At 46.0% G+C, this 13017-nt stretch carries 7 protein-coding genes; 3 read left to right on the forward strand and 4 right to left on the reverse strand.

Annotated elements, in window-relative coordinates; all coding sequences use genetic code 11:
* Nucleotides 1-258: 258 nt before the first annotated feature.
* Together NC796_RS13855 and murI are read left to right on the forward strand one after the other, a co-directional pair.
* A complete protein-coding gene (locus tag NC796_RS13855) occupies nt 259-5148 on the forward strand; it encodes a lamin tail domain-containing protein (RefSeq protein ID WP_310685209.1) in 4890 nt (1629 codons plus the stop codon).
* Between the two features lie 119 nt (nt 5149-5267).
* Nucleotides 5268-6074 carry a glutamate racemase gene (gene murI / locus NC796_RS13860; protein ID WP_310685211.1) on the forward strand — a complete coding sequence of 269 codons (807 nt, stop codon included), beginning with the start codon at nt 5268-5270 and terminating at the stop codon, nt 6072-6074.
* A 202-nt stretch (nt 6075-6276) separates the two neighbouring features.
* Here murI and NC796_RS13865 read toward each other — a convergent pair whose 3' ends face one another.
* The 4 genes from NC796_RS13865 to NC796_RS13880 form a co-directional block, all read right to left on the reverse strand.
* Nucleotides 6277-7458: an acetyl-CoA C-acyltransferase gene (locus NC796_RS13865; protein WP_310685212.1), complete on the reverse strand. Its 1182-nt coding sequence runs from the start codon at nt 7456-7458 to the stop codon at nt 6277-6279.
* 44 nt (nt 7459-7502) lie between these two features.
* The gene (locus NC796_RS13870; protein WP_310685213.1) at nt 7503-7856 is read right to left on the reverse strand and encodes a four helix bundle protein; all 354 of its coding nucleotides are present in this window, start codon (nt 7854-7856) and stop codon (nt 7503-7505) included.
* A gap of 135 nt (nt 7857-7991) precedes the next feature.
* Nucleotides 7992-10361: a 3-hydroxyacyl-CoA dehydrogenase/enoyl-CoA hydratase family protein gene (locus NC796_RS13875; protein WP_310685214.1), complete on the reverse strand. Its 2370-nt coding sequence runs from the start codon at nt 10359-10361 to the stop codon at nt 7992-7994.
* Nucleotides 10362-10435: 74 nt separating this feature from the next.
* Nucleotides 10436-12238, reverse strand: a complete 1803-nt coding sequence (locus tag NC796_RS13880) for a long-chain fatty acid--CoA ligase (protein ID WP_310685215.1) — start codon at nt 12236-12238, stop codon at nt 10436-10438.
* 178 nt (nt 12239-12416) lie between these two features.
* On the opposite strand from NC796_RS13880, the gene NC796_RS13885 reads away from it, so the two are divergent.
* Nucleotides 12417-12854, forward strand: coding sequence for a hotdog fold thioesterase (locus NC796_RS13885; protein ID WP_310685216.1), 438 nt, complete (start codon nt 12417-12419; stop codon nt 12852-12854).
* Nucleotides 12855-13017: the final 163 nt, after the last annotated feature.

Below are 13017 nucleotides of genomic sequence, written 5' to 3' on the forward strand. Positions count from 1 at the left end.
AAATATTCTATAGATAACCCCAAAAAAATGTGGTTTACAGGCCATAATCCCACTTTGAAAAAAAATTAAAAAAGTTTGTAAGGAATTCGATTTTCACCGGTCTATAAGGGTGAAGATAACTCAACAAGCCGTTGAATGAGAGAGCACATTCAATGTCCTTCCGGGGTGAAGAGGTTGATAGCCTCTTCACCTTATTTTTTATCTATCTGTAATATTCATCATATCAATTTCAGGAGATACAAAATCAGGAGAGTTCTCATGAAATACATTTTATCTTCACTACCTATCCTTTTGGCATTTTTTATTCCCAGTAAATGCATTTCCCAAACCTTGTTGATCGATGAAAACTTCAGTGATGGTGATTTGACCAGTTCACCGGTTTGGAATGGAGATACGGGGAGTTTTACCATTACTGACATAAGTGGCAATAACACCCTTCAGCTTAATGCCGGGGATTCCGGCACTACCTATTTGGGGACCCCCTCATCCGCTGCTTATGGCACATGGAGCTTCTTCCTCCGCTTTGACTTTTCTCTTTCCGGTTCAAATAACATTACCGTGTTTCTCACGAGTGACAAGCCTGATCTTTCCGGGGAGGTGACCGGGTACGCACTAGTGGCAGGGGAGTCGGGCAGCGACGACATTTTCAAGGTCGTGCGATATGACGACGGCACCGAAGCAGAAACAGTTATTACGGGCACGACCAATGTAAGCAGTGGTGGTGAGTACCAAGTCACCGTTAATCGCAATTCCGATGGCAAGTGGACACTATCGGTGGCGGAAGGATACGAATCGATTCCCAAGCAAGAAGCAACAGGCGTTGATAATACCCATACCTCATCATCCTATTTTGGATTCAAACCCGAATATACCTCCACACGTGCCGACAAGTTTTTCTTTGATGACATAAGCATCAGCAAAGCGCCGATTGAACTCTCCACGATTGAGGTGATTACCAACAAGGAACTACGGGTCTCTTTTACTGGCGATTTAGATCCCACCACAGTACAAAGCTCCGATATGTCGATAAATAACAATATCGGAAGCCCAAACAGTATTTCAGTGCAAAATAACGCTGTCACTTTGAAATACAGTTCTGCGATTCCAAGTGGGGACTATACGCTTAGTGTACGTGAGGTAAGTGATCGATCTGGCACAAACTTACAGGAGAATTCTACAATCAGCTTCTCCCTTTTCGATCAATATGTAAACGGCGACATCGTGATCAATGAATTTATGTACGACCACCCGATCGGCCTTGCCGAATATGTAGAATTAAAAAACACAAGTGGCAAGCGGTTTAACCTGACAGGCTGGCAACTGGGCGATGCTAATACTCCAGCCACTATAGGTAGCGATACGCTGATCCTGAATGCAGGTGAAAAGATAGTAATTTCGCCTGATACTTCGGCACTCTTGAACACATTTGGGGATCTAAATTATGTTGAGATGAGCAGCTTCCCCACACTTAATAACAGCTCCGGTGATGCAATACGGATATACAAGACCGACGATGCGCTTGTTGATTCACTCTTTTATCAACCCGGCTGGGGTGGAGAAAACGTTGCCCTGGAACGACGTTCACCGACCGTATCCTCCACCTATCCAGAAAACTGGGGCAACTCTCCCAGTCCTTCCGGCGGAACACCCGGCCGGGAAAATAAAATTTCCGGTGATACTACCCCACCTTCCATTTCAGACTATGAGATTATCGACAGCCAGACGCTGTGGGTAATATTTAATGAACGTATAAAGATTAGGTCAGCCACCAATCCTGATCACTTTTCGCTTAATGGAATTCCGATTAGCAGTGTAAAAATTTCTGAGCCGGACACAGCAAAACTCATCCTCGATTCCAGATTAAATAATGCTAGCGATTATATCCTCAAAATCCACAATGTGGAGGATATTTTTGGGAATACAATAGCCTCCGATAAGATAGACTTTACCTACTACGAGATATCAGAGCCCGATTCAGGAGATATTTTCATCAATGAGTTTATGGCGGATCCGCCGGATGGTTTTACCGAATATATTGAACTATATAATCCAACGGAAAAATCCCTGAACCTGCAAAACTGGACACTCAATGATAATACCGGCACTCGTGAAAAAATAACTTATTCACAATATGTACTGCCTCCTGACTCATTTGTTGTTATCGCTCCTGACAGCAGTCTAATCGATTCTGATAATGATTTCAGCTTAGTAGTTATGGGTAATAATTTCCCGTCGCTTAATAATGGGGGAGATGACATTGTTATTCGGGATGCCAACGGCGTACTCCTGGATTCCCTGCAATACTCTTCCTTCTGGGGTAGTGGTGAAGTCGCACTGGAACGACGCTCGACCTCACTTCCGGGTATGTATTCTGAAAACTGGGGGAATGCTCCAAACGAACTTGGTACGCCGGGCCAGCCAAACGAGATTTCTACAGATAAGATGCCACCGAAACTGGATTCATATGAAATCTTATCCCAATCTCTGCTTCAACTGGTTTTCGACGAACGAATCACCTCCCCTTCGGCAACTGCTCTGGAAAATTATGAGCTTTCGAATAGCCTTTCGATCTCATCAGTCGATTTCAATGCACCAGATACCGTCAGGCTCTATCTTCGGCCGACATTAGAAAACGCAGAACGTTACCGAGTGACCTACCACGGCCTCGAGGATCTATTCGGGAATACCAGTGATCCACAAAATATCAATTTCACCTATTACAGTATTTCTAAAGCCGACTCCGGGGACGTTTTCATCAATGAATTTGCCTTTGACCCCTCAGAAGGGATGACCGAATTTGTGGAGCTGCATAATCCTACCCAAAAATCGTTCGATCTTCAGGGATGGACGTTCAACGACAACACAGGGCGTCCAAAGATTTTGACTCAATCCCAATTCATCATTCCGCCCGACTCCTTTGCCGTCATCGCACCCGACAGCACACTGCTTACATCATTCCCGGATCTAAATCTGCTCACCATCGGTAGCCGTTTTTCTTCGCTCAATAACAGCGGTGACGAGATTGTAATACACAGCTCGGATGGTCAACTCATTGACTCCCTTGAATATACTGCCGACTGGAGTGGTGAAGGGAGCTCTCTGGAACGCAGATCAACTTCGGTGTCAGCCAAATTTCAAGCCAACTGGGCTAAAGCGCCGAGTCAGCCCACTCCCGGCTCAGCCAATGCTATTGGTCCGGACAAGACACCACCCGAAGTCGTTACCCTGGAGATACTGGATTCATCGAGAATAAAAATAATATTCTCAGAAATGATAAACCGCTATAGTGCCACAAATGAAGCCAACTTTTCTATTACTCCTTCGGTAGATATTCAGCTTATTTCGGCGGTCCAGGACACCATAACGCTGTATTTGACAGAGAGTCTGCAGTCAGGTACCAACTATCAAATTACCATCAAAAATCTGGAGGATATTTTTGGTAACCGTATGGGACCGGTTTCCATATCCAGGGAATACCTGAAATATTCGAAAGTCCGGCCCGGGGATATTATCATTAACGAAATTCTGTATCAACGCTCCAGTTCAACCGGTCCGGAGTTTGTAGAACTGTTTAACCGCAGCTCCAAAAATTTTGACCTGTCTGGATGGAGATTTGGTGACGCTACCGAGCTCATTGACATACCCGGAGACATTGATCTTAAATCAGGTAGTTATATTTTGCTTACTGGTAACGAGAAGCTGGCTTCAAAGAAATCCAACGGATACTTTATTCCTTCTTTTCCCTCCCTGAATGATGATGAAGATGCTGTTTATGTTAAGTCTGGATCACGAATTACCGTAGACTCCCTTCATTATTCCGAACACTGGGGCGGCAGCGATGGCATCTCAATAGAACGGAAAGATCCGGATGCGGCATCCAATGACGGCTCCAACTGGACAAGTAGTAATTCAGATAGTGGAGTTAGTGCGGGATCAAAAAATCACAGCTTCAGTCCTGACGAAACGCCGCCTGGTGTCATCTTTTCTACGCGACACCTTGATGGACTGCTCGAGGTTCGCTTCAATGAATTTATTCAACTAACGCAAGATCTTTCTTTTTCAATGGATGGGGCTAAGCTGAAAATTGCAGGATTTGATACAACCCAGGCGAACAAAATTTTATTGCAGCCCCCGTCCACGAAATCTAAAAAGGAAAAATCCATAACTATCGCTATCCAAAACCTGACGGATGTCAAAGGTAACACAACCTCCTCTGCTTCAATCCCTGTAGCTCAACCTGTAAAACCAGGAGACGTGGTAATCAATGAAATTATGTACAATCCGCTAAGTAAGTCAGATGACAATCAGCCCGATCAAAGCGAATATATCGAACTCCGTAATACCAGCGACCGTGCCATCTCACTGGAAGGTTTTCAGCTGCATGACGCCCCGGATGAACACGGGGAGACAAGAACCCTGGTTCCTGTAAACTCGACTTCCAAATTTTTGCCTGCCGGCGGTCACCTGCTGGTGTATGCAGAGGATGAAACTGCTGAATTTGTGAACAGTAAAGTAGCTACTTTTTTTGAACTAAATGATTTGAATTCAACACGCACCGTGCGAATTAATCGCGGCACGTTGAGCCTCGCCTCTGAAAATGATGCGATCTACCTGGCCGACAGCACCGGAGTCACTATCGATTCCGTTTATTACAGCCGGGGCTGGCATAATCCAAATATTATGGATACTAAAGGGATAGCGTTGGAGCGAATTAATCCAAACGGACCGAGTGGAGATGCCTCAAACTGGAGTTCCAGCACGGCTGAAAAAGGCGGAACACCCGGCAGGAAAAATTCGATTTTCCAAACACCTGCGAACAGACCCCAAGAGATCGGAATAAGCTTTGATCCCAACCCGTTTTCACCTGATGGAGATGGATATGAAGACAACCTTTTTATTAACTACAAACTGGACCAGCCCGATTACCTGCTGAAAGTCCGCATTTTTGATCGCTATGGCCGATTGATCCGTAAATTGGCCGATGGTAAACAAGCTGGATATGAAGGTTCCCTGCAGTGGGATGGCAAAACCGATGAGGGCAACAGGAATAGAATTGGAATCTATATCATCCTTTTCGAAGCTTACAACAGTACAAATGGTAGTGATCGTACGTTCAAGGAAATAGTTGTTTTAGCTCGACAAATGTGAAATAATATCTGCGATAATCCGCTGAATCCAAGTCATCCGTGTTCTATTATTCCCTTGTTCAATAACCCTTTGTTCAATACTTTGCCCTGTCTCAGAATTATAGTTTCAAAACGATCTGCATGAGTAAAAAATCGGCTCCCATCGGCATTTTTGATTCCGGCATTGGCGGACTAACCGTAGTTAAAGCGGTGCGTGAAGCCCTTCCCCATGAAAATATCATCTATTTTGGTGACACAGCCCGGGTACCATATGGCATAAAATCAGAAGAAACGGTGCGTAATTATGCACTCCAGATCACCAATTTTTTGCTGGAACGTAATGTAAAGATGATCCTCATCGCCTGTAATACGGTTTCAGCATCGGCAAAAAAAGAGGTGCAAAAAGCGGCCGGCGACATACCGGTGCTGGATGTAATCACTGCCGGGACCCGTGCAGCCATGAAACACAAACATATCCACATCGGCGTGATAGGTACGCTGGCAACTGTTGGGTCCGGTGCCTATGAAACGGCCATCCGGGAGTATAACGGCAGCATCACCATTACGTCAGCGGCCTGCCCCCTGCTGGTGCCGTTGGCCGAGGAGGGGTGGATTGACAACGACATTGCCAAACAGACGCTTCAAACCTACCTGCAAAAATTTGAGGGCAGCGATATCGACAGCCTGATTTTGGGTTGCACACATTATCCCCTGTTCAAGGAGACGATCAAAAAGGTGCTGCATGATCCCAAAATTGAGATTGTGGACTCTGCTTTGTCAATAGCTGAAATGGCAAAGAAAGAACTTGATAAACTGGATTTGCTTAATGATGAAGCGGCAGGGCGCTTCGAGTGCTACGTTAGTGATCGGCCGCAACGTTTTCATGAGCTGGCTGAGCGGTTTCTGGGCCATCGCATTGAGGATGTTGAAATTGTGGCGCTCCCTTAAATAGAACTACCTTTCAAAGATATTATGAGTATTATCTTCTCGTATACATATGCCTCTCCAGATATTGTTCTCTCTTTGCTACTTAAACCCAAATCGCTTTTCAATGCTGAGAGATTCTATACAATTCGCTGCAAGGATTTTCTGGACTTGGGGTCAGCTGTATTGCCCGAATAGTCTAATTGATAATCAGTATTTCAATAAATCAATCAATATTTTCAAAAATTCCTGCGGCTCCCATTCCTCCGCCTACACACATCGTAACCATGCCGTAGCGGGACCCGCGCCGCTTCATTTCGTGCAATATCTGTGTGCTAAGTTTAGCGCCCGTACAGCCCAGAGGGTGTCCCATGGCAATGGCACCACCGTTGACGTTTACAATTTCGGGATCCAGGTCTAACTCTCTTATTACGGCTAGTGACTGCGACGCAAACGCCTCATTAAGCTCAATCAGGTCGATATCATTTTTATTCAGACCGGTTTGCTTCAGCACTTTTGGGATCGCCTCTACCGGCCCGATGCCCATAATCTCAGGTGGGACGCCGGCGACAGCAAAGCCAACAAATCGTGCCATCGGTTTCAGCTCCAGTTCTTCGGCTTTTTCCCGGCTCATCACGATTACCCCAGCAGCCGCATCATTCATCTGGGACGAGTTTCCCGCCGTCACCGTTCCTCCCTGCTTGAATACCGGCTTTAATTTCGCCAGAATTTCTTCCGAGGTATCTTTGCGCGGTCCCTCATCGACCTCGAACCGGAAACTATTTTCCTGCATCTCTCCATCAGCCGTGACCATTTTTTCGGTCACTTCAACAGGCACAATCTGTCCTTTAAAACGGTTTTCATCCCACGCTTCCACAGCACGCTTATGGCTTCGGTAAGCAAAAGCATCTTGGTCCTCACGACTGATACCATATTTCTCTGCTACATTCTCTGCCGTAAGTCCCATGCTAATGTAGACTTCCGGGTAATTTTCCACCAACTCAGGATTCGGGCGCAGGGTGTTCCCCCCCATCGGTACCATCGACATTGTCTCCACACCGCCTGCTATGATCGCATCCGCATTGCCCGCCATAATTCGTTCGGCAGCCTGGGCAATGGTTTGGAGCCCTGAAGAGCAAAACCGGTTGACCGTTGCAGCTGGCACGGACGGTGGAAGTCCTCCCAGCAGCGAACACTGTCGTGCCACATTCATTCCCTGTGAGGCCTCTGGGAAAGCGCATCCCATAATGACGTCATCAACCATTTTGGGTTTGAGGGACGGAGCCCGCTGCAAAAGCGACTTTATAACTTCGCCTCCCAGCGTATCGGGATAAGTGAAGCGCAGTGATCCCTTATTGGCTTTTCCAGTAGGAGTTCGTGCGGCGGCAACAATTACAACATCTTTCATGATTTAGAGAATTGGAATTTAATAGAAAGTAGAAGGTAGTAAGATTAAGCTTCTAATGAGTTGATTAGGGCATATATTATTTTTTGGATCTCAATCAATGACTTTTTGAGCGTTAGAAATAACTCCTGATCGATATAACCTAGATTGTTCGAAATTGTTAACTGTGTTTCAAGTTCATAACAAGAACCTGTAGCGACATCTAAAAATTGTCGAAACTCTTTATGTGATCGTCTACCAGCACCTTCAGCAATATTCGAACTTATTGAAATTGCACTTCCTCGTATTTGAGAAGTCAATCCATAATTTTCTGTTTTCGGAAAGTGATCAGTTGCCTGATAAATCTTTGTCGCCAATTCCACAGCTTTTTGCCATACGTTCAAATCTCTAAAATTATTCATAGTAAGTAATCTTATTTGCATTATTACTTACTAATTAGATCATCAATTCAGCAAATCCTTACAAAATATCTCAAATCTTTTTTTACCTGAATACTTCATACTATCTACTTTATACTTAATACTCTCTGTGGATAACTAATTCCTAAGCGGTTTTCCCTTCTTCAACATATGCTCAATGCGAGCATGAGTTCGTTCATCTTCGAGTAGTTCCATGAAAATTTCACGCTCCAACTTGAGAATATATTCCTCCTGTACCTCCTGTGGCTCACTCAGATCGCCCCCGCTCATCACCCACGCCAGCTTCTCGGCCACTACTTTGTCATAATCAGTGATAAAACCGGATTCATGCATGATATATAGCATTAGTTTAAGGGCACTCAGACCTTCACGGCCCATTACTTTTATTTTTGGGCGGAATGGTGGTCGATAGCCATGGTCAGCCAGCGTCCGGGCCTCCTCCTTAGCCGCAGCCAGCAGCAGATCACGATTCATCACCACAGCATTGGATTCTTTCAGGTAGCCGTATTCCCTTGCCTTAGCCGCACTGGGAGAAACTTTGGCCATTCCCATCGTTTTGAAAACCTCTTTGATATAAGGAATGGGATCAGAACGGTCCTCTTCAGTCACGCGCTGCATAGCGCGCCGAAGCATCTCTTTGGTGCCCCCGCCAGCCGGAATTAAACCGACGCCCACCTCAACGAGTCCCCCGTAAAGTTCGTGATGCGCTACGACACTGTCAGCGTGGAGCACTAATTCCATACCGCCCCCCAATGACCGTCCAAACGGGGCCACTACCACGGGGAATGGCTGGTATCGCAATCCCACAGCTGTTTCCTGGAAGCTTTTCGCCCCTTCTCGTACTGCTTCCTTGTCCCCCTGCTGCCAGAGCTGCATCGCTTCCAAGAGGTTGGCCCCATAGGTAAAATTATCTCCATCGTGTCCAATGACGAGGGCTTCAAAATCCTGTTTTACTTTATCGCACGATTCCGCCAGCGTTTCCATGAGCTCAAATCCAAGCGTGCACTGCTTGGTGCGGAATTCGAACAACGCTATGCCATCGCCCATGTCATAGAGACCCGCACTTTTGTTGCCAAAAACTTCCTTGTTTTCTGATTTTAGATGAGCAACCTGTAGTGCCCCTTCGGCCGGGGGATTCAACGGTTCCACTTTGCCTGTTGCCAAGTTATAGACAGTGCCCGCATCGTTGTCATAAAACTGTTCCCGCCCCGACTCCAGCAGCTCCAAAACAGATTCCGGCACTTCAAGCCCTTCTTCCTGCATCCGCTCCACGGACTCTCGAACCCCGATCGCGTCCCAGCGCTCGAAGGGCCCCAGCTCCCAGTTAAAACCCCATTTCATTGCGTTATCTATGGCTTCCAGGGAGTCCGTAATTTCCGGGATACGGTTAGCCGAATAGAGTAGCAGGTCACAGTGGATTTCCCATAGAAACTGTCCAACCTTATCATCTTGGTTAACCAAAAACTTAAGACGCTCTCCCAGTGTTTTGAATTCCTTTTTGGCATGGGTTGTGCTTTCAAATTCCGGGTCGATCTGTGATTCATATTCATGGGAATCCGGGTCAATCACTTTATATTCTTTGCCGGATTCGGTCTGCACCTTCTTGTAGAACCCTTCCCCTGCCTTGTTGCCATGTTTCCCTTCCCCCACCATCTTCTGGAATGATTCAGGCAACTGGAATACCTCACGCCGTTCATCGTCGGGGATGGCCGGGTAGAGATTATTAGCTACATGATGGATAATGTCCAGTCCAGACATATCTGCAGTTCGAAATGTTGCTGCCTTTGAATAGCCGGTAAGCGTACCGGTCAGGAAGTCGATCTCCTCAGCGCGGAAGCTGCCATCAAAAAACCATGGCATAATGCTGGCCATCGAAAAAATGCCGATGCGGTTGGCGATAAAATTGGGCGTATCTTTGCAATGCACCACCCCTTTTCCCAGCGTCTTTTCACAAAAGCGGCTCATAAAATCCACCACCTCACCAGAAGTATTTCCAGTGGGAATAACTTCCAGCAGCTTCATGTATCGCGGTGGATTAAAAAAGTGCGTACCCAGGAAATGCTTTTGAAACTCCTCTGAGCAGTCTTTACTGATTTCTCCTATTGGGAGCCCGGACGTATTGGAACTCACGATCGTGTTGCCCGAACGGGCCTGGTCCAGCCGGGCCATCATATCTTTCTTGACCTCCATCTTTTCGACGATAGCTTCACAAATCCAGTCAACTTTGCTCAGCTTGTCGAAATCATCCTCAAAATTTCCCGGCGTTATATGCTCGGCATATTCCGGAAGAGCAAGAGGCGCGGGGTTCATGTCACCCAGTTTCTTTATACTCTCTTTAGCTATTTGATCAGGATCACCATCTTCACTTTTCAGATCAAGAAGAAGTACTTCTAAACCCGCATTCACACAATGTGCGGCAATTTGGCTTCCCATGGTTCCTGATCCCAACACGGCAACTTTCTGAATAGCAAATCTTTTGTGACTCATAGATCTTTATTTCCTTTTGGGTAATAGGTGACTTGTGAATAGTGGGAATCGATTGACAATTCTGATAAACCTCATTAGGAATCTTCAATCGTTTCTGACTCGCGATACATGGAATTGATCTCATCTGCATATCGTTCGTTGACCACCGATCGCTTTACCTTGTGCGTAGGCGTCAGTTCGCCCTTATCCACCGTAAGGGGCTCTTTTAGCAAGACGAACTTTTTGACCCGCTCCCATTCTGAAAAATCCCTGTTCACTTTGTCTACCTCCTGCTGGATAATTTCACGAACTTCAGGAGCCTCACTAAGATCATCGGGAATTTCTACGCCCCGGCTTTTTAACCGTTTTTCAATATTGTCAAAACTGGGGACAATTAACGCAGAACAAAATTTATGCTGATATCCCAGTACGACGGCTTGATCTATATACCCGCTGTTGATGAGCCCGGTCTCAATGGGCTGAGGGGCCACATACTTTCCGGTAGACAGTTTGAAAACTGATTTCTTACGATCTGTGATAAACAGGTACCCATCTTCAAGTTTCCCTATATCACCGGTTTTTAGCCACCCGTCATCGGTCAGGGTTTCATCGGTTTGTTCCTCATTTTGGAAATAGCCCTGCATAATATTGGGACCTTTTGCCAACACTTCCCCATCATCGGCAATTTTCACTTCCACATTGCTCAGCGGTCGCCCCGAAGAGCCAATGCGCATATGATCGGGATCTGTTACAGATATAACGGGTGAAGACTCCGTCAGCCCATATCCCTGTCCACAATAAATGCCGATTCCATTCATAAACTGGAAAATATTGGGGGAAAGGGCCGCACCGCCACTGATCACCCCAAGCAGACGGCCACCAAAAAGCTCTCGTATTTTGGAATACACCAGCTTATCGGCCAGGTTGTGCATCATCTTGTTAATGCCGCGCGGGGGATGCTCGGGATCATATTTTTCGGCTCGTTTGATCGCCCAGTAATAGATCTGCTTTTTAAGACCACTAAACTCCTGTCCCCTCACTTTTATGCCGGTGTGTATTTTTTCCAGCAGCCGCGGGATGGTGGCAAAGAAATAGGGTTTTACATACTCGAAATCGTCCCGTATCTCGTTGATATCTTCGATATAATGGATCGGGTATCCCATATACAGGTACATATAGGTGATGAGCCGCTCAAAAACATGAGACAACGGCAGGTACGAAAGCATCCGCTGACCAATCTCCGGATTCTTTTCAAAAGGGATACGCTCCACCGACGCCAGAACATTGGAGGCGATGTTGTCATGGCTGAGCATAACGCCTTTGGGTTGACCAGTGGTACCAGAAGTATAAATAAGTGTTGCCAAGTCTCCCGGCTTAATTTCTGAACGAAGTTTCTCCAGCAGATCGGGATCCTTCTCCGCACGCTTTTTTCCAAGTTCAAGAACGGCATCAAACGACTTCAACTTTTGATGCTTTGATCCCAGGATTGAAATAATGGCATCAACATTCCCTATGCTTTTAATCATCGGCTTGGTTTCGGCAAAAAGCTCGTCATTGGAGACGATGTGTGCCTTGGTATCGGAATTCTCCAGGATATATTTGATCTGCTCCCCGGCCTGTGTAGTGTAAATGGGCACATTAACTGCACCCAGCGAAAGGATCGCCTGGTCGCAAATAAGCCACTCGGCACTGTTTTCAGAATGGATGCTCACACGGTCACCCCGCCGGATCCCCAACTCATACAAGCCATAGGCCAGATGCCTGACTTTCTCCCTAAACTTCCCCGGGCTCGTATTAATCCACTCTCCCTGACGTTTTGTCGAAATTAAGACATCTGTTTCGTTCCGGTTCAAGCCCTCATCGATAAGGTGCAAAATGGTGGTTGGCTCATATCCCATAGACGTAAGTTTTATTTAAACTTCAACCCCTACTAACATAAGTTATAAGAAAGTTTAAATTTTAAAAGCAATAATATGAATCCCTATATTTTCCTAATAATTCACTGTGTCAATTATTACGTGAATAAAAGATGTTGACTCATATAGCCAAGCTCAATCATAACTTCCTCTTCTGACTATGTTTATAGACGATGATCTTAAAGAAAAAGTAGACCTGTTCTTAAATAATACCGAAGCCAATATGGGTGATATGCTTGGCATTTCTTTCGAATCTTTCAAGCGCGACGAAGTAACGGCTACAATGCCAGTGGATGAACGCACCGTACAGCCGTTTGGCATTTTACATGGAGGGGCTTCTGTTACGCTTGCGGAAACCCTGGCCTCAATTGGGGCCTGGCTGAATGTAGATGATTCAAAAACGGCAGTGGGAGTGGAAATCAATGCCAACCATATTCGCAGCGTCAGGAAAGGAAGTGGTCATGTTTTGGGGATAGCAACGCCGGTTCACAGGGGCAAAAGTATCCAGGTTTGGGAGGTACGGATTGAAACGGAGGACGGGAAACTTGTGTGTAGTTCTCGCTGCACATTGGCGGTTGTGGAAAGGCGTGATACGTGATAAGTAAAGAGTAATGCATAATAAGTGAAAATCATTCCTGAGTTCAAGTAATAAGTGCAACACGTAGGAAGACCTCAGGGGCGCGCCCCTGAGGTCTTCGGCCAAGCGGGTTATATTCGTGTTGCTTATGCAAGAATACACCCAACTCAGCGAAGAAAATCGT

It is taken from the genome of Aliifodinibius sp. S!AR15-10, from assembly GCF_031569985.1.
Taxonomy (GTDB): domain Bacteria; phylum Bacteroidota; class Rhodothermia; order Balneolales; family Balneolaceae; genus JAMQKA01.